Source organism: Pseudomonas sp. GL_090, from assembly GCF_057837765.1.
On sequence record NZ_CM174452.1, the window covers coordinates 4,355,600 to 4,376,821 of the forward strand.

Annotated in this window: 17 protein-coding genes and 1 pseudogene; 10 read left to right on the top strand and 8 right to left on the bottom strand. The window is 61.4% G+C overall.

Annotation, left to right across the window (positions count from 1 at the left end; all coding sequences use genetic code 11):
- The first annotated feature begins 135 nt into the window (after positions 1 to 135).
- The 4 genes from AC3ITA_RS19600 to paaZ are packed head-to-tail and all read left to right on the top strand — an operon-like array spanning position 136 to position 5,491.
- Complete coding sequence (locus AC3ITA_RS19600) at positions 136 to 444, top strand: DUF485 domain-containing protein (RefSeq protein ID WP_095942561.1); 309 nt, start codon at positions 136 to 138, stop codon at positions 442 to 444.
- Positions 441 to 2,087: a cation acetate symporter gene (locus AC3ITA_RS19605; protein ID WP_056722557.1), complete on the top strand. Its 1,647-nt coding sequence runs from the start codon at positions 441 to 443 to the stop codon at positions 2,085 to 2,087. Before AC3ITA_RS19600 ends, AC3ITA_RS19605 begins: the two co-directional genes overlap by 4 nt.
- Positions 2,088 to 2,109: 22 nt before the next feature.
- Positions 2,110 to 3,363 carry an OprD family porin gene (locus AC3ITA_RS19610; protein WP_489278241.1) on the top strand — a complete coding sequence of 418 codons (1,254 nt, stop codon included), beginning with the start codon at positions 2,110 to 2,112 and terminating at the stop codon, positions 3,361 to 3,363.
- 58 nt (positions 3,364 to 3,421) lie between these two features.
- Positions 3,422 to 5,491 carry a phenylacetic acid degradation bifunctional protein PaaZ gene (gene paaZ, locus AC3ITA_RS19615; protein ID WP_489278242.1) on the top strand — a complete coding sequence of 690 codons (2,070 nt, stop codon included), beginning with the start codon at positions 3,422 to 3,424 and terminating at the stop codon, positions 5,489 to 5,491.
- Positions 5,492 to 5,892: 401 nt separating this feature from the next.
- Here paaZ and AC3ITA_RS19620 read toward each other — a convergent pair whose 3' ends face one another.
- Genes AC3ITA_RS19620 through AC3ITA_RS19630 form a run of 3 tightly spaced genes read right to left on the bottom strand, consistent with a single transcriptional unit; the run spans position 5,893 to position 9,362 of the window.
- Entirely contained in the window at positions 5,893 to 6,801 is a 909-nt protein-coding gene (locus AC3ITA_RS19620; RefSeq protein WP_095942558.1) for a LuxR C-terminal-related transcriptional regulator, read from the bottom strand.
- Entirely contained in the window at positions 6,798 to 8,216 is a 1,419-nt protein-coding gene (locus AC3ITA_RS19625) for an aminotransferase (RefSeq protein WP_095942557.1), read from the bottom strand. The genes AC3ITA_RS19620 and AC3ITA_RS19625 overlap by 4 nt, the downstream gene beginning before the upstream one ends.
- A 39-nt stretch (positions 8,217 to 8,255) precedes the next feature.
- Entirely contained in the window at positions 8,256 to 9,362 is a 1,107-nt protein-coding gene (locus AC3ITA_RS19630; RefSeq protein ID WP_095942556.1) for a polyamine ABC transporter substrate-binding protein, read from the bottom strand.
- Positions 9,363 to 9,578: 216 nt separating this feature from the next.
- Here AC3ITA_RS19630 and AC3ITA_RS19635 point away from each other — a divergent pair, with 216 nt between their 5' ends.
- From AC3ITA_RS19635 to AC3ITA_RS19650, 4 genes are all read left to right on the top strand, one after another.
- Positions 9,579 to 10,361, top strand: coding sequence for an enoyl-CoA hydratase-related protein (locus AC3ITA_RS19635; protein ID WP_489278243.1), 783 nt, complete (start codon positions 9,579 to 9,581; stop codon positions 10,359 to 10,361).
- Positions 10,358 to 11,539: an acetyl-CoA C-acyltransferase family protein gene (locus AC3ITA_RS19640; RefSeq protein ID WP_150715800.1), complete on the top strand. Its 1,182-nt coding sequence runs from the start codon at positions 10,358 to 10,360 to the stop codon at positions 11,537 to 11,539. Before AC3ITA_RS19635 ends, AC3ITA_RS19640 begins: the two co-directional genes overlap by 4 nt.
- Positions 11,540 to 11,877: 338 nt before the next feature.
- Positions 11,878 to 12,999, top strand: a complete 1,122-nt coding sequence (locus AC3ITA_RS19645; protein WP_150674004.1) for an HlyD family secretion protein — start codon at positions 11,878 to 11,880, stop codon at positions 12,997 to 12,999.
- A complete protein-coding gene (locus AC3ITA_RS19650) occupies positions 12,996 to 14,588 on the top strand; it encodes a DHA2 family efflux MFS transporter permease subunit (protein WP_489278244.1) in 1,593 nt (530 codons plus the stop codon). The genes AC3ITA_RS19645 and AC3ITA_RS19650 overlap by 4 nt, the downstream gene beginning before the upstream one ends.
- Before the next feature lie 12 nt (positions 14,589 to 14,600).
- Here AC3ITA_RS19650 and AC3ITA_RS19655 read toward each other — a convergent pair.
- The 5 genes and pseudogenes from AC3ITA_RS19655 to AC3ITA_RS19675 all read right to left on the bottom strand — a co-directional run bounded on the left by AC3ITA_RS19655 (position 14,601) and on the right by AC3ITA_RS19675 (position 19,261).
- A pseudogene (locus tag AC3ITA_RS19655) lies at positions 14,601 to 15,043 on the bottom strand (carboxymuconolactone decarboxylase family protein).
- Between the two features lie 237 nt (positions 15,044 to 15,280).
- Entirely contained in the window at positions 15,281 to 16,723 is a 1,443-nt protein-coding gene (locus AC3ITA_RS19660) for a mechanosensitive ion channel family protein (RefSeq protein WP_095942551.1), read from the bottom strand.
- A 211-nt stretch (positions 16,724 to 16,934) separates the two neighbouring features.
- Positions 16,935 to 17,561: an isochorismate family cysteine hydrolase YcaC gene (gene ycaC, locus AC3ITA_RS19665; protein WP_095942550.1), complete on the bottom strand. Its 627-nt coding sequence runs from the start codon at positions 17,559 to 17,561 to the stop codon at positions 16,935 to 16,937.
- Between the two features lie 56 nt (positions 17,562 to 17,617).
- Complete coding sequence (locus AC3ITA_RS19670) at positions 17,618 to 18,301, bottom strand: isochorismatase family protein (RefSeq protein ID WP_150674005.1); 684 nt, start codon at positions 18,299 to 18,301, stop codon at positions 17,618 to 17,620.
- Between the two features lie 93 nt (positions 18,302 to 18,394).
- On the bottom strand, positions 18,395 to 19,261 hold the full coding sequence (locus AC3ITA_RS19675; RefSeq protein ID WP_095942548.1) for a pirin family protein: 867 nt from the start codon (positions 19,259 to 19,261) through the stop codon (positions 18,395 to 18,397).
- A 104-nt stretch (positions 19,262 to 19,365) separates the two neighbouring features.
- On the opposite strand from AC3ITA_RS19675, the gene AC3ITA_RS19680 reads away from it, so the two are divergent.
- Together AC3ITA_RS19680 and dkgB are read left to right on the top strand one after the other, a co-directional pair.
- Positions 19,366 to 20,274, top strand: coding sequence for a LysR substrate-binding domain-containing protein (locus AC3ITA_RS19680; RefSeq protein WP_489278245.1), 909 nt, complete (start codon positions 19,366 to 19,368; stop codon positions 20,272 to 20,274).
- A gap of 141 nt (positions 20,275 to 20,415) precedes the next feature.
- The gene (gene dkgB, locus AC3ITA_RS19685) at positions 20,416 to 21,219 is read left to right on the top strand and encodes a 2,5-didehydrogluconate reductase DkgB (protein WP_489278246.1); all 804 of its coding nucleotides are present in this window, start codon (positions 20,416 to 20,418) and stop codon (positions 21,217 to 21,219) included.
- The last annotated feature ends 3 nt before the right edge of the window (positions 21,220 to 21,222 follow it).

The following is a 21,222-nucleotide window of genomic DNA, read 5'->3' on the forward strand; positions in this document are numbered from 1 at the left end:
TCGCGATGGACCCGAGATCGCCACGGGGTATCAGGCACCCAGCGTTATCGTTGACGACCATCGCGAGCAGGCTCGCTCCTACAGGGGCCGAGCCGTAGTTTCACCCAAAACAAAAACAACAAAGGAGCGCGCGTCATGACACCCCATGAAGTAGAACTCATTCGCCAGCACCCGGATTTCATCCAGCTGGTTCGCCGTAAACAGAAGCTGTACTGGTCATTGAGCCTGGCCATGCTGGTGATCTATTACGGCTTCGTGCTGCTGGTAGCTTTCTCCCCTTCTACCCTCGGTCAATCCCTGAGCGGCGGCGTGACCACCGTGGGCATGCTGGTGGGTGTCGTCATCGTCGGGCTGGCCTTTGCGCTGACCGGGTTCTATGTCTATCGCGCCAACAACGTGATCGATCCGCTGAATGAAAAACTCAAGCAGGAGTGCGCCCGATGAACCGCCTTCTTGCGTTGTTCCTGCTGCCGCTGGCGGCTGTCACTGATGTTGCGATGGCCGCCGACGGCGCGTCCCGACCATTGAACTGGAACGCCATCGGCATGTTCCTGGTGTTTGTGCTGTTCACCCTCGGCGTGACGCGCTGGGCGGCACTTCGCACCCGCTCCACCAGCGACTTTTACACCGCTGGCGGCGGCATGACCGGTTTCCAGAACGGTCTGGCGATTGCCGGCGACATGATCTCGGCCGCCTCGTTCCTCGGCATTTCCGCGATGATGTTCCTCAATGGCTACGACGGTTTGCTCTACGCCCTGGGCGTGCTGGCCGGCTGGCCGATCATCCTGTTCCTGATTGCCGAACGCCTGCGCAACCTGGGCAAGTACACCTTTGCCGACGTGGTTTCCTATCGCCTGGAACAGACCCCGGTGCGCCTGACCTCGGCCTTCGGCACCCTGACAGTGGCCCTGATGTACCTGGTGGCGCAGATGGTCGGCGCCGGCAAGCTGATCGAGTTGCTGTTCGGTATCGACTACCTCTACGCAGTCATGCTGGTCGGCGTGTTGATGGTGTTCTACGTGACCTTCGGCGGCATGCTCGCCACCACCTGGGTGCAGATCATCAAGGCGGTGATGCTGTTGTTCGGCACCAGCTTCATGGCGTTCATGGTGCTCAAGCACTTCGGCTTCAGCACTGAGGCGATGTTTGCCGGCGCCACCGCCGTGCATGCCAAGGGCAATGCGATCATGGCCCCCGGCGGCTTGCTGTCCAACCCGATCGACGCGATATCCCTGGGGCTGGGCATGATGTTCGGCACCGCCGGCCTGCCGCACATCCTGATGCGTTTCTTCACCGTCAGCGATGCCAGGGAAGCGCGTAAAAGTGTGTTCTACGCCACCGGTTTCATCGGCTACTTCTACTTGCTGCTGATCATCGTCGGCTTTGGCGCCATCGTCATGGTCGGCACCGATCCAGCGTTCCGTGACGCCAGCGGCGCGATCATCGGCGGCGGCAACATGATCGCCGTGCACTTGGCCCAGGCAGTAGGCGGCAACCTGTTCCTCGGCTTCATCTCGGCGGTCGCCTTCGCCACCATCCTGGCAGTGGTTGCCGGGCTGGCGCTGTCCGGCGCCTCGGCGGTGTCCCACGACCTGTATGCCTGCGTGATGCGCAAAGGCCAGGCCAGCGAGCAGCAAGAAATGCGCGTGTCGCGCATCGCCACCCTGTGCATCGGTGTGCTGGCGATCATCCTCGGCCTGCTGTTCGAGTCGCAGAACATCGCCTTCCTCTCGGGTCTGGTGCTGGCCATCGCCGCGTCGGTGAATTTCCCGGTGCTGTTTCTCTCGATGTACTGGAAAGGCCTGACCACCCGCGGCGCCGTCCTCGGCAGTCTGTCCGGACTGGTCTCGGCGATTGTCTTGCTGGTGCTGAGCCCGGCGGTGTGGGTCAACGTGATGCATCACGACAAAGCGCTGTTCCCGTACTCCAACCCGGCGCTGTTTTCCATGAGCCTGGCGTTCTTTAGTGCATGGCTGTTTTCCGTCACCGACACCTCGCCTCGTGCAGCTCTTGAGCGTGGCCGTTATCTGGCGCAGTTCATCCGCTCGATGACCGGCATCGGTGCCACCGGCGCCAGCAAACACTAAATATTGGCAGGGAATAAAAATAATGAAGCCCGCACGTACCACGTCTTACCCATCACTGTTTTCGCTGGCCGCCGCAATGAGTCTGCCCATGATCGCCCCCAGCGCCATGGCCGACTTCATCGGCGACAGCAAGGCCCGCATTGATATGCGCAACCACTACATCAACCGCGATTTCCGTCAGGACAACGCGCCGCAATCCAAGGCCGAAGAATGGGCTCAGGGATTCACTGCGCGCATCGAATCCGGGTTCACCGACGGCACCTTCGGTTTCGGTCTCGACGCGCTGGGGGAGCTGGGGCTCAAGCTCGACTCCAGCCCCGACCGCCGTGGCACCGGGCTGCTGCCGTTCGGCCCGCAGAGCCATGAGCCCGACGACGATTACAGCGAACTGGGCCTGACCGGAAAATTGCGGGTATCCAAAAGCGTGTTGAAACTCGGCACCCTGCAACCCTTGTTGCCAGTGGCAACTTACAACGACACGCGCCTGCTGGGCTCGACCTTTGAAGGTGGCTTGCTGACCAGCCAGGAAATCGACGGCCTGACGGTGAATGCCGGGCGCCTGACCAAGGCCAACCTGCGCGACTCCTCCAGCAACGATGACATCGGCTTCGGCGCCGCCACCAGCGATAGCTTCGACTTCGGTGGCGGCAGCTACGCGTTCAGTCCGCAACTGAACCTGAGCTACTACTACGGCAAGCTCGACCAGATCTATCGCCAGCAATTCGCCGGACTGGTGCATACGCAACCGTTGGGCCACGGCTTCAACCTGCGCAGCGACCTGCGTTATTTCGACAGCCGGGGTGACGGCGCGGAAAAGGCCGGGCGCATCGACAACCGTAACTTCAACGGCATGCTCACAGTGTCCCACGGTGCCCACAAGGTCAGTGCCGCCTACCAGCAATTGTCCGGCGACAGCGCCTTTCCGTTCCTCAACGGCGGCGATCCGTATGTGGTCAACCTGGTGACGTTCAACACCTTTACCCGCGCCGACGAGGATTCCTGGCAGCTGCGTTACGACTATGACTTCGCGGCGCAAGGCATTCCCGGCCTGACCTTCATGACTCGCTACACCGACGGCACCCATGTCAAGGCAGGCACCGTCGACAACGGAAGCGAATGGGAGCGCGACACCGATATCAGCTACGTCATCCAGAGCGGTGTGTTGAAGAACGTCAGCCTGCGCTGGCGCAACGTGACCTTCCGATCCGGCAATGGCTTGACGACCGACCTGGATGAAAACCGGCTGATCGTCGGCTACACCCTGGCGCTTTGGTAATCCCTGAATGGCGCGGTCGCGACCGCGCCACAACCCTTCAAAACCAGGAGCAATCGTGATGTCCTCTTCACCTACACTGCATGCCCCTACCCTGCAGAGTTTCATCGCCGGTCGCTGGATCGGTCAACAGGGCGCACAAGTGCTGCGCAGCGCCATCGACGGCCATGAAATCGCCCGCACCCATGAGGAGCGCCCAGACTTCGCCGAAGCCATCGAGCACGGCCGTCGCCAGGGCATCAGTGGCTTGATGGCGCTGGACTTCCAGCAGCGCGCTCAGCGTCTCAAGGCCCTGGCCCTGTACCTGAGCGAGCGCAAGGAACAGCTCTACGCGATATCCCACCACAGCGGCGCGACCCGTGCCGACAGCTGGATCGACATCGAAGGCGGCAACAGCACGCTGTTCACCTACGCCAGCCTCGGTTCCCGCGAGCTGCCGTCGGGCAACATCGTCCACGAAGGCCCGGCCATGCAGCTGAGCAAAATGGGCACCTTCGCCGGTACGCACATCCTGGTGCCTCGCGGTGGCCTGGCAGTACACATCAACGCGTTCAACTTCCCGATCTGGGGCATGCTGGAAAAGTTCGCCCCGAGCTTCCTCGCCGGCATGCCATGTATCGTCAAGCCCGCCAGCGCCACCAGCTACCTGACCGAAGCCGTGGTACGCCTGATGGACGAATCCGGCCTGCTGCCGGCGGGCAGTCTGCAATTGATCATCGGCGGCACCGGCGACCTGCTCGACCGCCTGCAAGGCCAGGACGTGGTGACCTTCACCGGTTCCGCCGACACCGCGGCCAAGCTGCGGGTCAACCCGAACCTGATCCACAATTCGGTACCGTTCAACGCTGAAGCCGACTCGCTGAACTGCGCGATCCTCGCCCCGGACGTGACCCCGGATGACGAAGAGTTCGAGCTGTTCATCAAGGAAGTCGCCCGGGAAATGACCACCAAGGCCGGGCAGAAATGCACCGCCATCCGCCGCGCCATCGTCCCGGCCAAACACATCGATGCCGTTGCTACCCGCCTGCGCGATCGCCTGGCCAAAGTGATGGTCGGCGACCCGTCGGTGGAAGGTGTGCGCATGGGCGCACTGGCTTCCCACGACCAGCAGAAAGACGTGGCAGAACGCCTGGAAGCGCTGTTGCAGAGCAGCGACATGCTGTTCGGCGCCCGCGACGGTTTCGAACCCCGTGGTGTAAATGTCGACAAAGGCGCGTTCTTCGCCCCGACCCTGTTGCAGGCCCGCGACCCGCACGCCGAGGGCGGTGCCCACGATATCGAAGCGTTCGGCCCGGTCAGCACCCTGATGGCCTACGACGATCTCGACGAAGCGCTGGCCCTGGCCGCTCGCGGCAAAGGCAGCCTGGTGGCCAGCCTGGTGACCAAGGATCCGCAAATCGCCGCCAAGGCCATCCCGGTCGCGGCTGCCTGGCACGGCCGTTTGCTGGTGCTGGATCGCCATTGCGCCGGCGAATCCACCGGCCACGGCTCGCCGCTGCCACAACTCAAACACGGCGGCCCGGGGCGTGCTGGCGGTGGTGAAGAACTCGGCGGCCTGCGCGCGGTGAAGCACTACCTGCAACGCGCGGCGGTGCAAGGTTCGCCGACCATGCTGGCGGCGGTCACCGGCGAATACGTGCGCGGCGCCAAGGTCATCGAAACCGACGTGCATCCGTTCCGTCGTCACTTCCAGGACCTGCAGATCGGCGAATCGCTGCTGACGCACCGTCGCACCGTCACCGAGGCGGATCTGGTGAACTTCGGCTGTCTGTCGGGCGACCACTTCTACATGCACTTCGACGAGATCGCGGCCAAGGAATCGCAGTTCGGCAAGCGCATCGCCCACGGTTACTTCGTGCTGTCGGCGGCGGCCGGTCTGTTCGTCTCCCCTGGCGTCGGCCCGGTGCTGGCCAACTATGGCCTGGACACCTTGCGCTTCATCAACCCGGTAGGCATCGGCGACACCATCCAGGCGCGCCTGACCTGCAAGCGCAAGATCGATCAGGGCAAGAAGAGCCCCCAGGGCATCCCGCAAGGGGTGGTGGCGTGGGATGTGGAAGTGACCAACCAGTTGGGTGAGCTGGTGGCGAGTTATGACATTCTCACCCTGGTCGTAAAACGCGAAGACTGACGCAACACCTGCTCGCGATGGACGTGAATGATGGCATGCGCTTTCTGGATGAACGCGGTGCTCTCAGGTTTTTCGCGAGCAGGCTCGCTCCTACAGGGTTCCGGGTTGGTCAAAAAATCTGTGGCCGATCAATTACACCTGTAGGAGCGAGCATGCTCGCGATGCTCGTGAACGATGAAACTGGCTGCCTGACACCCCGTGGCGATCTCAGGTTCTTCGCGAGCAGGCTCGCTCCTACAGGGTTCCGGGTTGGTCAAAAAATCTGTGGCCGATCAATTACACCTGTAGGAGCGAGCATGCTCGCGATGCTCGTGAACGATGAAACTGGCTGCCTGACACCCCGTGGCGATCTCAGGTTCTTCGCGAGCAGGCTCGCTCCTACAGTTGATCTGCGTTGTCTGCTAATGCTTGCGCAACCACTCGATAAACAGCGCAAACAACTCCGACTGCGACCCCACCTCCAGTTTCAGGTACAGGTTCTTGCGGTGCATGCGCACGGTTTCCGGTGAGATGTTCATCTGGCTGGCCGTGGATTTCACCGAATGCCCGCGCAACACCATATGCGCCACTTGTCGCTCACGTTCGGTGAGCAGGTCGCTGCCGAAATGCTCGAACGCCGACTGCACCCGGTGCTTGAGATCATCGCGCAGGCCCTGGTCTTTATCGCACTGGATCTCACTACTGCGCAGCATTCCCCGTTGACTGAATTCGCTGATGAATTCGCGCACCAATGGCTCTACGGCACGCAGCAGATTCAGCTGTTCGGCGCTCAGGCATTCGCCGCCGAAACCCTGATAGAGGCTGACGGAAATCTTCGTGTCATTGCCGATATCGACGATGTAGTAACTGTCTTCCGAGCAACCCGCCTTCAGGTAATAGGACTTGTAGTAGTCGCTGTCGAAGAAGTTGTCCGGGGCAATCTCCTCCAGATGATAGAAGCCTTGCGCCAAGCCCTGCTCCACCGCCAGGCAGAATGGGTCGAGCAAATAACCACCGGCAAAATAGCGCTCCAGAATCGAGACCTGATACTCCTGGGCAATCCCGCGCTGATGCAGCAGCTGCGGTGCGCGGTCCTTGCGTTCCAGGCTGATCATCATCGACTCGACGGACACCATCTGCGCCAACGCCGACGCCAGGTGTTGCAGGGCGTCGGGCTCATCGATATGGGCGAATGCCTCGCGCATTCCCCCATGCCATTTGTGCAATGCCCCGAAGGGCACCGCGATCAGCGTATCGTCGTCTGGTTTGCTCATGCCCCGCAGTCTAGCGGCTGGACACGCCCTTGGTAACAGCCTGACTGACGAAATCATTGGCCCGCGTACTGTCCGCTCGCTTCAAGCTCGGCGGCCACTTGCAGAATGCATTCGCGCAAGGTCTCGACGATTTCATCGACCTGGGCAAAGGTCAGGATCAACGGTGGCGACATCACGTTGAGGTGCATGATCGGCCGCACCAGCAAACCCCGGGCCTGGGCCCGCACGTGGATCTTCTCGCCGATGTTGATCTCGTCGGGGAACAGCGCCTTGGTGCGTTTATCGGCGACGAACTCCACGCAGGCCATGAGTTTCTGGCAGCGCACATCCCCCACCAGCGGCAAGTCCCGCAGGGTCGCGAGGCGCTCTTCCAGGTACGCCCCCACCGTGTCGACATGGGCCAGCAGGTTTTCCCGCTCGATGATTTCGATGTTCTTCAGCGCCGCCGTGCAGCACACCGGATGCCCGCTGTAGGTGAAGCCGTGGGTGAAGCAGCGGCCCTTGCCCGGTTCGGCGATGACTTTCCAGATACGGTCGGAAAAGATGCAGGCGCCCAGCGGCAGGTAGGCCGAGGTCAGGCCCTTGGCGGTGGTGATGATGTCGGGCTGCACATCGAACACATCATAAGAGGCAAAGAACTTGCCCAGGCGACCGAACGAAGTCACCACTTCGTCGGCGACGAACAGGATGTCGTAGCGCTGGCAGACGTCCCACATGCGCTTGAGATAACCCCGGGGCGGAATGATCACCCCGCCCGAGCCCATGATCGGCTCGGCGAAGAACCCGGCGACCTTGTCCGCGCCAATCGAGAGGATCTTGTCTTCGAACTCCTTGACCAGGAACTCGAGGAACTGCGCCTCGTCCATGCCGTCCGGCGCACGGTACGGGTTGGGGTTGGAGACGTGGTGGATCAGCGGGTTGGCGTAATCGAACTCCGGCACCCGGTCGGCGGCCTTGTTGCCGATCGACATGGTCAGGGTGGTGGAGCCGTGGTAGGCGTTGAATCGGGCGATGACGTGCTTCTTCTCGGGTTTGCCACGGCAGTTCTGGTAGTACTGGATCAGCCGGTAGGCGGTGTCCACGGCGGTGGAGCCGCCGGTGGTCAGGAACACATGGTCGAGGTCGCCGGGAGCGAGGCTGGCGAGTTTTTCGCACAGCTGGATCGCCACGTTGTTCGACATGTCGGAAAACGGATTGGAATAGGCCAGTTGCCGCACCTGATCGGCGATGGCTTCGGCCATTTCCTCACGGCCCAAACCAATATTGGTGCACCACATGCCGCCTACCGCATCGAGAAAACGATTGCCCTGGGTGTCGTAGATGTAGGCGCCATCACCGGCGACGATGTTCAACGAGCCCTGCTCGGCGTGTTCGTCGAACACGTGATAGCCGTGCATATGGTGAGCCTTGTCGGCCTTGACCAGCCGGGACTCGTCCGCTGGGGAAAAAACGCTGCGTGTTGGAGTCGCCATAAATAAACCTCTAATCGAAATGACTAACGATCGAACCCATCAGATGCCGCTTTTCACGGTGCTCCAGACCCGGGTAATCGCCCGCATGTCCTTGGCGTCCTGGGTCTTCTGCGGGAACAGGCGCTCGCGGGTTTGCGCGTCGGGGTAAATCGCCGGGTTGTTGCGCACATCGGCGTTCAACAACGGCGTGGCCGCGGCGTTACTGTTGGCGTAGTTGATGAAGTCGCTCACGTCCGCCATCACCTGCGGTTGCATCAGGTACTCGAGAAACTTGTGGGCATTGGCGACGTGGGGCGCGTCGGCCGGGATGTACAGGTTGTCGAACCAGATCAGCGAGCCTTCCTTGGGGATGAAGTAGGCCAGGTCGATCTTCTTCTTGGCTTCTGCGGCGCGGGCCATGGCGGTGGCGTAGTCGCCGGACCAGGTCATGGCCATGCACACGTCGCCGTTGGGCAGGCTGGTCAGGTAATTGACCGAGTCGAACTTGCGGATGTACGGCCGCACCGACAGCAGCAAGTCCTGGGCGGCTTTCAGATCTTCCGGCGCGGCGCTGCGTGGATCACGTCCCAGGTACTTCAGGGCCATGGGAATGACTTCGGTCGGGGCATCGAGCAGGGTCACGCCGCAATCGGCGAAGCGCGAGACGATCTTCGGATCGAAGATCATCGCCAGCGAGCCGATCGGCGCGTCCGGCATGCGTTCCTTGATCTTGTCGACGTTGTAGGTGACGCCGTTGCTGCCCCAGGTGTAGGGCGCCGAGTACTGGGTGCCGGGGTCATAGCCTTGCAGGTCTTCGAGGATCTGCGGATCCAGGTTGGTCCACCCCGGCAATTGCTTTTTATCCAGCGGCTGGAACACCTTGGCCTTGATCAGCGGCGGCGCGAGGGAGGCATTCAACACGATCAGGTCATAACCGGAATGACCGGTGAGCAGCTTGGCCTGTACCGTTTCATAAGAATCGAAGGTGTCGTAGACCACCTTGATACCGGTGGCCTTTTCGAAGTCGGCGATGGTTTTTTCACCGATGTAGTCCGCCCAGTTGTAAAGCCGTAGCGTATTGCCGTCGTCCACTTGAGCGGCGTAGGCATTCAATGTCAGCGGTACAACAAACAGACTGGAAATCACCTTAAGCAGTGTCTTGCCCATAGCAAATGCACCTTATAGCGAGTTCGGCTCTGGATGAGCGGATGCCCCCACTATTGGTCGATTCGCCGGGCGCGGCCATACCCCGAATGGGTGTGTATCGCTTTTGGCACACCGGCATGGCAAAAAGCGGCAGTGCAGTTGACCCGTTTTGCCATAGATCCGGAGTTTGTCCGGCGCTTAAAGTGGCAGCCCTGAACCGACCCTGCAGAGCCTGCGATGACCGACCTGATCAAACACGAGCAACGCGACGGCGTGTTGACGCTGACCATCGACCGCCCGGACAAGCTCAATGCGCTGAACAACGCCATGTACACGCAACTGGCCGAGCTGCTGCAGGCCGCTGACGAAGACCCGCAGACCGGCGTGATCATCCTCACCGGTGGCCCGGCGTGCTTCACCAGCGGCAATGATCTGGTGGATTTCCTGCAGAATCCACCCACTCATCTGGACGCCCCGGCATTCCACTTGATGAAGGTCGTCACGCGCCTGCAAAAACCGCTGGTCGCGGCAGTCTGCGGGGCGGCCATCGGCATTGGCACCACGCTGCTGTTGCATTGCGATCAGGTGCTGGTCACCCGCAACGCCAAGCTGCGCATGCCGTTCGTCAACATTGGTCTGTGTCCCGAATTTGGTGCCAGCCTGTTGCTGCCACGCCGCCTCGGCCATGCCCGCGCCGCGAGCCTGCTGCTGTTGGGCAACGGCCTGGACGGTAATGAAGCGGTGGCCTGGGGTCTGGCCAACGAGGCCTTCGATGACGGCGCACAATGCCTGGCGGCGGCGACAAAAATCGCCCAGCGTTTTTTGGCCATGCCACAGCAAGCCTTGCGCCAGTCCCGCCAATTGATGAAACAGGCGACGTTGCCAGAATTGGAAGCCACCCTGCGCGAAGAAAACACGCTGTTCATCCAGCGCCTGAATACCGACGAGGCGAAAACCGCCTTGAACGCCCTGCTCAATCGCAGTACAGATAAGAATCCACCGAAAGGAAACCAGCCATGAACACTCCAGAAATCTACGTCGTCAGCGCCGCCCGTACCGCCATCGGTACCTTCGGTGGTTCGCTCAAGGACGTGCCACTGGCCGACCTCGCGACCACGGCCGTGAAAGCCGCCCTGGAGCGAGCCGCCGTGGACCCGGCGCTCGTTGGCCACCTGGTGATGGGCAACGTGATCCCGACCGAAACCCGTGATGCCTACATCTCCCGCGTCGCGGCGATGAACGCCGGCATCCCGAAGGAAACCCCGGCCTACAACGTCAACCGCCTGTGCGGTTCGGGCCTGCAAGCGATCATCAACGCCGCCCAGACCCTGATGCTCGGCGATGCCGACATCGTCGTCGGTGCCGGCGCCGAATCCATGAGCCGCGGTCCGTACCTGATGCCGAGCGCCCGTTGGGGTTCGCGCATGGGCAACGCCCAGGTCATCGACTACATGCTCGGCATCCTGCATGACCCGTTCCATGGCATCCACATGGGCATCACCGCCGAGAACGTCGCCGCGCGCAACGGCATCACCCGCGAAATGCAGGACGCCCTGGCTTTCGAAGACCAGCAACGCGCGGCCCACGCGATTGCCAACGGCTACTTCAGCGAGCAAATCGCGACCGTGGAAATCCAGGATCGCAAAGGCGTCAAACTGTTCAGCGTCGATGAACATCCGCGCGCCACGTCCCTGGAACAGCTGGCGGCGATGAAGCCTGCGTTCAAGAAGGACGGTTCGGTCACCGCCGGCAACGCCTCGGGCCTCAACGACGGTGCAGCGGCACTGGTCATGGCCAGCGGCAACGCGGTCCAGGCCAACAACCTGAAACCCCTCGCCCGCCTGGTCAGCTACGCCCACGCCGGCGTCGAACCGGAATTCATGGGCCTGGGCCCGATCCCGGCCACGCGCCTGGCACTCAAGCGCGCCGGCCTGACCGTCGCCGACCTGGACGTGATCGAAGCCAACATCGCCTTCGCCGCCCAAGCCTGCGCCGTCAGCCAGGAACTGGACCTCGACCCGGCCAAGGTCAACCCGAACGGTTCGGGCATCGCCCTGGGCCACCCGGTGGGCGCGACCGGCGCAATCATCGCCACCAAAGCCATCCACGAACTGCATCGCACCGGCGGTCGTTACGCGCTGGTGACCATGTGCATCGGTGGTGGCCAGGGGATCGCGGCGATTTTTGAACGCGTCTAAGCAATAGCTGTAAAAAAGGCCGGTGATCGCGCAGATCACCGGCCTTTTTCATTCCCGATTCTGTGTGGGAGCGAGCCTGCTCGCGATTGCGGCCGTTCAGTTGGCAATGATGTTGCCTGACACACCGCTATCGCGAGCAGGCTCACTCCCACAGTAGTTATTCATCGAATTCAAAATCTGATCCCCCTCTCCCACAGTAGTTATTCATCGAATTCAAAATCTGATCCCCCTCTCATTTATCACCTGACGACCGGCAGCAAAAACCAATTGCCTCAAAATATTACATGCGTCATATTACACTCATCATAAATAACCCCCGCTCCAGCAGGTAATCCTCCATGACCAGCATGCCCACCGCTGAACCCGACCTGGCTGCCCCGGTGCCTGCCGCCAAACCTCCCCAGCTTAAACGCCTGCTGTTGCCAACACTGGGCATCGCCGCACTGGTACTGGCTGGTGTATATGGCGTGCATTGGTGGTCTGCCGGGCGTTTCATCGAGGAAACCGACGACGCCTACATCGGCGGTGATGTGACGGTGATCGGGCCGAAAGTGGCGGGTTACATCGACGAAGTGCTGGTGGCCGACAACCAGAAGGTCAAGGCCGGCGACGTGCTGATCCGTCTCGATTCGCGCGACTACCGCGCCAACCTGGCCAAGGCCGAAGGCGCAGTGGCCGCCCAGGAGGCCCTGCTGGCCAACCTCGACGCCACCGAACAACTGCAACAGGCCGTCATTGGCCAGGCCCGCGCCGGCATCGACGCCGCCGGTGCCGAAACCGCCCGTTCGCGGGATGACGATGCCCGCTACAAAAAACTGGTGATCACCAACGCCGTCTCGGTGGAAAGCGCCCAGCGCGCCAACACCACGTTCAAGACGGCCCAGGCCCAAAGCAACCGCGCCCAGGCTGAACTGCTGGCCGCGCAGCGCCAGTTGAATGTGATCGACACCCAGAAACAACAAGCCCGGGCCGCCTTGATCCAGGCCAGGGCCGAGCGTGACCTTGCGCAATTGAATGTCGGCTACACCGAACTGAAGGCGCCGGTCGATGGTGTGATCGGCAATCGCCGGGCACGGGTCGGCGCCTATGCCCAGGCCGGCTCGCAATTGCTCTCGGTGGTGCCGGCCAGCGGTCTGTGGGTCGATGCCAATTTCAAGGAAGACCAACTGGCCCGCATGGTGCCGGGGCAACGGGTGGTGATCCGTGCCGACGTGCTGTCGGGCCAGGAATTCCACGGTCATCTGGACAGCCTCGCCCCTGCCAGCGGTTCGCAATTCAGTGTGTTGCCACCGGAAAACGCCACCGGCAACTTCACCAAGATCGTGCAACGGGTGCCGGTGCGGATCCACCTCGACCCGGCCGACAGTGTGCTCGGCCACTTGCGTCCGGGGTTGTCGGTGACCGCTGAAGTGGACACGCGCAAGGAGCCTGAAGCGCCAGCCGTGGCCAGCGCGCCATGAGCCGCGCCCTCGCCGCCCCGGCGCAACCGTTCAATGCCGCGGACATGGCGACGACAACCAAGGTCTTCGCCTTTGCCAGCATGTGCATCGGCATGTTCATTGCGCTATTGGATATCCAGATCGTCTCGGCTTCGTTGCGTGACATCGGCGGCGGGCTTTCCGCCGGCACCGACGAAACCGCGTGGGTGCAAACCAGCTACCTGATCGCCGAAATCATCGTGATCCCGCTGTCCGGCTGGCTGTCGCGGGTGTTTTCGACGCGCTGGCTGTTTTGCGCATCGGCGGTGGGTTTCACCCTGACCAGCCTGCTGTGCGGCGTGGCCTGGAACATCCAGAGCATGATTGCCTTCCGCGCCCTGCAAGGCTTTCTGGGTGGCTCGATGATCCCACTGGTGTTCACCACGGCCTTCGTGTTCTTTACCGGCAAGCAACGGGTGATCGCCGCCGCGACCATCGGCGCGGTGGCCTCATTGGCGCCGACCCTGGGCCCGGTGATCGGCGGCTGGATCACTGACATATCGTCCTGGCACTGGCTGTTCTACATCAACCTGGTCCCCGGCATCTTTGTCGCCGTGGCCGTGCCGATGCTGGTGAAAATCGACCAGCCGGAACTGTCGCTGCTCAAAGGCGCGGATTACTTGAGCATGGTGTTTCTGGCGCTGTTCCTCGGCTGCCTGGAATACACCCTCGAAGAAGGCCCGCGCTGGAACTGGTTCAGCGACCGCACGATCCTGACCACCGCGTGGATCAGCGGCCTGGCCGGGCTGGCGTTCATCGGCCGGACCCTGCATGTGGCCAATCCGATTGTCGATCTGCGCGCCTTGAAGGACCGCAATTTTGCCCTCGGCTGTTTCTTCTCGTTCGTCACCGGCATCGGCCTGTTCGCCACCATTTACCTGACGCCGTTGTTCCTCGGCCGGGTGCGTGGCTACGGTGCGCTGGACATTGGTCTGGCGGTTTTCTCCACCGGGGTGTTCCAGATCATGGCGATTCCGCTGTATGCCTTTCTGGCCAACCGCATCGACCTGCGCTGGATCATGATGACCGGCCTTGGGTTGTTCGCGTTATCGATGTGGGATTTCAGCCCGATCACCCATGACTGGGGGGCCAGGGAATTGATGCTGCCACAAGCCTTGCGCGGGATTGCCCAGCAATTGGCGGTGCCGCCAACCGTGACCTTGACCCTCGGCGGCCTGGCGCCGGCACGGCTCAAGCATGCGTCGGGGTTGTTCAATCTGATGCGCAACCTGGGCGGGGCTATCGGCATTGCCGCCTGCGCGACCATCCTCAACGACCGCACCAACCTGCATTTCACCCGGCTGGCGGAGAACCTCAACAGCACCAACGAGGCGCTCAACCAATGGCTGTCCCAAGTCAGTAACAACTTCGCCGCTCTCGGTCAGGGCGGTGACGCCGGGGTCACCGCCAGCCTGCATCAGTTATGGTTGTTGACCTACCGCGAAGCCCAGACGCAAACCTATGGCGACGCGTTCCTGATGATCATGGTCTGCTTCATTATCGCCACGGCGATGGTGCCCCTGATGCGCAAGGTGCAACCACCGGCCGCGCCGAGTGCCGATGCGCATTGATGCTTGTGCGGGTCAGGCCTGGGGCATTTTGCGGAAGCCGATGGCGAGGCGGTTCCAGGCATTGATGGTGGTGATGGCGACAGTCAGGTCGACCAATTCCTTGGCATCGAACTGGGCGGTAGCCAGCTCATAGTCTTCGTCCGGGGCATGGGTCTGGCTGATCAGGGTCAGGGATTCGGTCCAGGCCAGTGCGGCGCGCTCACGCTCGGTGAAGAACGGCGTTTCGCGCCAGGCCGACAGTGTCGCCAGGCGACGCTCAGACTCACCACCCTTGCGGGCATCGGCGCTGTGCATGTCCAGGCAAAAAGCGCAGCCGTTGATTTGCGAGGTGCGCAGCTTGACCAGTTCGATGAGGTTTTTTTTTCCAGCGGCAGCTTCGACACCGCTGTTTCCAGGGCGATCATCGCTTTGAGGGCGTCAGGGGAAGCGGTGTAGAAATCGATACGGGATTGCATGGCATGCTCCAGGGCAAGTGGGTGTGTCACTACGTTAGTCCCACGACCGGTCTGCACAAATAGCCAATCTTCCAGAAGTCGAGGAGGCCATTGCCGAGGGTGTGATGGGTTTCACTCTTCACTTTTGCTGAGCTCACTGCCGTCATCGCGAGCAAGCTCGCTCCCACATTTGACCGCATTTCCCTGTGGGAGCGAGCCGGCTCCGGGCGGCGATCCGACGAACCGCGCAGCGGCCATTCACACCCGATTGCGCAACCACTGCAAAAAGCCCTTTTTCGCCTGTGCCACCGGCAGGTCCTGAGTCAGGGTTTTCGCTTTGAGCAGCCGGTAATCGAGCAAGGTTTTCATTGCATCGCTGATGTCGTGACGGGCATCCAGGCACGGCTTGAGGTAGGATTTTTCGATGCGATACAGGCCACAGAAGGTCTTGGCGGTGAACTGCGCAGGCACCGAACTGTCGGCCAGGATCCCGGCCTCGCCGATCACTTCCCCCGGCCCCATGCGCCCTGATTCGAATGGCGCCCCGTGGCGCATCAACGTCACCGAGACCACGCCGGACTCAATGATGTACAAGTGATCGCTGACCTCCCCCGCTTCCAGAATCGTCTCCCCGGCACGGAAGGTTTGCAGTGTCATGTTCTGGCTGAAGGTGTCTTTCTCTTCCTGACGCAAGGTGGAGAAAATCGGCGAGCTGTCCAATAACGCCCGCTGCCGTGTCAAGTTGACCGGCGGGTCGAGTTCCACACTCGACAACAAGTTGATCCCGGATGCCTGTAAGTGCCGGTAGGCCAGATCGTATAGTTGATTGCGCACCTCACGCTTCTCGCTCATCGACGCGACAAACCCGCTGATTTCGTACTCCACCCCGGCGCTGCTGGCGTTTTTCAGGGCGACGTTAGGCGCTGGTTTATCCAGCAGCAGGCGACAGCCCTGCATGGCACGCTCCAGGGCATCGATCACGGTGTTCGGTCGCGCATGCGGACTCAGTTCCACAGAGATGGATATGCCGAAAATATCGCTCGGCCGACTGAAGTTGATGATCTTGGCCTTGGCCGCCAGTGAATTGGGAATCACCGCCATGCTGCCTTGAGAGGTCTGCATGCGCGTGGCACGCCAGTCGATGTCGGTCACCTTGCCCTCCATGCCATCGATGGAGATATAGTCATCCAGTTGATAAGGCTTGGTGGTGTTCAGGACGATCCCGGAGAACACGTCGCTGAGGGTACTTTGCAAGGCCAGGCCGACGATGATCGCCAACGCACCGGACGTCGCCAGCACGCCCTTGACCGGCAGATCGAGCACATAGGCCAGGGCGGCAATGATCGCAATCAGGAAAATCACCGCACCGAGCAGATCCTGAAGCAATCGCCCGGTATGCCCGACCCGTTGCATCATCACCGCGCCGATCAGCACGGTCAGGGTCCGTGCACCGAACAACCACCAGCCGATTTGCAAACCGGTGGCCGCCAGATGCAAGGGTACGTTGTCGGCCCAGGGCGCTGGCTCCATCGGGTTCATGCCTTCGTTGAACAACAGCAGGCTGAACAACGAAAAAATCACCACCCGCACCAGCAGCCGCCAGGCGCTGCCAACGGCACTGAGCAAGTACCACAACCCAAGATCGATCAGGATCAGCGCCATCGCGCAAAACAATGGGTGTTCGGTGAGCAATGACAGCATCAAGCAACTCCAGCCAGGGTCAATAACGCGAAGATCGCATGGATTGGCCATAGTGTAGGAGCAATTGATTTGGCTGGTTTCTGCAATCACCACAAAACCAATGTGGGAGCGAGCCTGCTCGCGATGGCGGCCTGACAGTCACTACATCAGTGCCTGTTGTACCGTCATCGCGAGCAGGCTCGCTCCCACAGGGGAAAGCGTGTTGGCTGGATTACTTGCTATTGGCCAGCGTGCTGTAGCTGGTCATCAGGTTGCGGTAATCCGGAATATGGTTGGAGAACAGCGTGCCCAAGCCTTCGATGTCGTTGCGCCAGTCGCGGTGCAGTTCACAGGCCAGGCCGAACCAGGTCATCAGTTGCGCGCCCTGAGCGGTCATGCGGTTCCACGCCGATTCGCGGGTCAGTTCGTTGAAAGTGCCGGACGCGTCGGTGACCACGAACACCTCAAAACCTTCGGCCAGTGCCGAAAGCGCCGGGAACGCCACGCACACTTCAGTTACCACACCGGCGATGATCAGTTGCTTCTTGCCGGTGGCCTTGATCGCCTTGACGAAATCTTCGTTGTCCCAGGCGTTGATCTGGCCCGGGCGAGCGATGTACGGCGCATCCGGAAAGAGTGCCTTGAGCTCGGGCACCAGCGGTCCGTTGGGACCGGTTTCGAAACTGGTGGTGAGGATGGTCGGCAGTTTGAAGTACTTGGCCAGGTCGGCCAGGGCCAGCACGTTGTTCTTGAATCGATCCGGGTCGATGTCGCGCACCAGTGACAACAGGCCCGCCTGATGATCAACCATCAGAACCGCGGCGTTGTCCTTGTCCAGACGCTTGTAGGAAGTAGTCATTGCAGTAGTCCTCGCGTGTTATCGATGCCGAGTGGAAATCGGCGTGGGGTCACCGATCAGCGCTGAGAGTCCAGCGCCTCGTGTTCGTTCGCCACTTGCTGGGCCTTGAGGTAACTCTCGATCAGCAATTGATAATGCGGCATGGCCTGGGCATAGACAGCCGCCCACTGCTCGGCATCCGGACGGTTCCACGAGCCTTGCAGTTCGGATAGCGTAGCCATGATGTCGATCGGCACCACCCCGGCCTGGGCCAGACGGGCAACAGTCAGATCAGTGGCCAGTTTCGAGTGGTTGCCGGAGGCGTCGACCACGGCAAACACCTTGTAGCCTTCATGCACGGCGGCGATGGACGGGAACGCCAGGCACACGCTGGTCAACGTGCCGGCAATCACCAGGGTTTTCTTGCCGGTGGCTTTGACCGCCGCGTGAAACTGCGGGTTGTCCCAGGCGTTGATTTCACCTTTGCGCGCCACGTATTGCGCATGGGGTGCGGCCTCGTGGATTTCCGGGATCAACGGCCCGTTCGGCCCCTGGGGAACGGAAGCGGTGGTGATCACCGGCATCTTCAGCAGGGTCGCGGCCTTGGCCAAGGCAATGGCGTTGGCGCGCAGTTGGGGCACGTCCATGTCCTTGACGATCTGGAACAGTCCGCTCTGGTGATCGATCAACAGCATCGCGCTGTCATTGGGGTCGATGGTCGGTTTCTGGCCGTTGAAGTTGGCCGCGTAGACAGTATTCATGTGCGTTTCCTCTTTCTTTTGGGCAACAGCCATCCCTGGCCTGAAAACCGGCCTACTCATCCTGTGTAGAGTCGGGTGTAAAAGCGCTGCGAATTAAGCGTGCATCCGGCCGAAGCGACCGGACTGGAAGTCGGCGAAGGCCTGGTGGATTTCTTGCTCGGTGTTCATCACGAACGGGCCGTGACCGACGATCGGCTCGTCGATCGGCTCGCCGCTGAGCAACAGCACCACCGCGTCTTCGCTGGCTTCGAGGGTCAGCTGATCGCCCTTGCGATCGAACAGGGCCAGTTGCCCCTGGCGCACCGATTCCAGGCCATTGACCTGAACCGTGCCGCGCAAGACCACCAGTGCGGTGTTACGCCCTTCATGCAGATCCAGGGTGAGCAACTTGCCGGCATTCAAACGAATGTCCCATACGTCGACCGGGGTAAAGGTGCGCGCCGGGCCCTTGTGACCGTCGAACTCACCGGCGATCAGGCGCAGGCTACCGGCGTTGTCCTGCAAGGCGATGCTCGGGATGTCGCCGTCGAGAATGGTCTGGTAGCCGGGGTCGGCCATTTTGTCCCTGGCCGGCAGGTTGACCCACAGTTGCACCATCTCCAGGGTGCCGCCGCTTTTGGCGAATCCCTCGGAGTGGAACTCTTCATGCAGGATCCCTGAGGCAGCGGTCATCCATTGCACATCGCCGGGGCCGATCTTGCCGCCACTGCCGGTGGAGTCCCGGTGCTCCAGCTCGCCCTTGTAAACGATAGTCACGGTTTCGAAGCCACGATGCGGATGCTGACCAACGCCACGTCGCTCGGTGGTCGGGGTGAATTCAGCGGGGCCGGCGTGATCCAGCAACAGGAACGGGCTGATGTGCTTGCCCAGGTTGTCATAGGAAAACAGCGTGCGAACCGGAAAACCGTCGCCGACCCAATGGGTCCGTGGGCTGGTGTAGATACCGATGATGTTTTTCATGGTGTCTCCTGATGAGGTGAGTGAAGCCATGGACAAAGCTTAAAACCGTGACCTTTGCTGCGCTAGACTGCAAAAATCAGCTTTAGCGTTCTATTTGGAGAACGATGGTGGAAGACCTCAACACCCTCTACTACTTCACCCAGGTGGTGGAGCATCACGGTTTCGCCGCGGCCGGCCGGGCACTGGACATGCCCAAGTCCAAGCTCAGCCGACGCATTGCCGAACTCGAAGAGCGCCTCGGCGTGCGCCTGCTGCACCGCACCAGTCGGCATTGCTCGTTGACGGAAATCGGCCAGGCCTATTACCAGCGCTGCCTGGCCATGCGCGTGGAGGCGGAAAGCGCCGCCGAACTGATCGAGCGCAACCGCTCCGAACCCCAGGGCCTGGTGCGTGTCAGTTGCCCGACGGCGCTGCTCAATTCCTGGGTCGGGCCGATGCTGACCCGCTACATGCTCAAATACCCGCTGGTGGAGTTGTTCATCGAGAGCACCAACCGTCGGGTCGACCTGATTCACGAAGGCTTCGACATTGCCCTGCGTGTTCGTTTTCCACCGCTGGAAAACACCGACATGGTGATGAAGGTGCTGGGCAACAGCACCCAGAGCGTGGTCGGCAGCCTGGCCTATTTATCGCGCCTGTCGACACCGGCCTCCCCGGCCGACCTCAGCGGTTTGCCGAGCCTGCACTGGGGCGCGGCGCAACGCGAATATCAGTGGGAACTGTTCGGGGCCGACGGCAGCACCGCGATGATCCGGCATGCGCCGCGCATGGTCACCGATGACCTGTTGGCGTTGCGCCATGCGGCGGTCGCCGGGATCGGCATCGTGCACCTGCCCAGTGTGGTGGTGCGCGACGAAATCGCTGCCGGGCAATTGGTGGAACTGGTGCCGGGCTGGGCACCGAAAAGCGGCGTGATTCATGCGATTTTCCCTTCGCGTCGGGGTTTGCTGCCTTCGGTGCGCACGTTGATCGACTTTCTCGGGGAGGAATTCAGCCGTAGTGATATTGCCTGAAAGCAGCTAAAAGCTTTTAGCTGCAAGCTGCCGATGATTCATGACTTTCGGTAAACATTGCTTTGCCGCTCCAGCGGTTTTTCTCATGGATGCAGGCGCCGATACTGCCGCCCATTCCCACTGCAACCTCTGGAGTCATCAATGTCCATTCCCGCCTTCGGCCTGGGTACCTTTCGCTTGCAAGGCCAAGTGGTCATCGATTCGGTGAGCACCGCCCTGGCGCTCGGCTACCGGGTGATCGATACCGCACAAATCTACGAGAACGAATCCGACGTCGGCGAAGCCATCGCCGCCAGCGGCATCGCCCGGGAGGCGTTGTTCATCACCAGCAAGATCTGGGTCGCCAACCTGGCCGGTGATCGTTTGATCGACAGCCTGAAACAAAGCCTGCGCAAACTGCGGACCGACTACCTGGACCTGACCCTGATCCACTGGCCGTCGCCGGAAGATCAGGTGCCGGTCGAAGAGTTCATGGGCGCTCTGCTCGAAGCCAAACGCCTGGGCCTTACCCGGCAGATCGGCGTGTCCAACTTCACCATCGACCTGATGCAGCAAGCGATTGCAGCCATCGGCGCCGAGCACATCGCCACTAACCAGGTCGAGCTGCACCCGTACCTGCAAAACCGCGAGGTCGTCGAATTCGCACGCAGCCAAGGCATCGGTATCACCTCGTACATGACCCTGGCTTACGGTGAAGTCCTCAAGGACCCGCTCATCCAGCAGATCGCCGAATGCCTGCAAGCGACACCGGCGCAGGTCACCCTGGCCTGGGCCATGCAATCGGGTTACTCGGTGATCCCGTCTTCCACTCGCCGGGCCAACCTTGAAAGCAACTTGAAGGCTCGCGAGCTGACCTTGAGCGAGGCCGACATGGCCCTGATCGCAACGCTGGATCGTGGCCACCGCTTGACCAGCCCGAAAGGCATCGCACCGAACTGGGATTGAGGC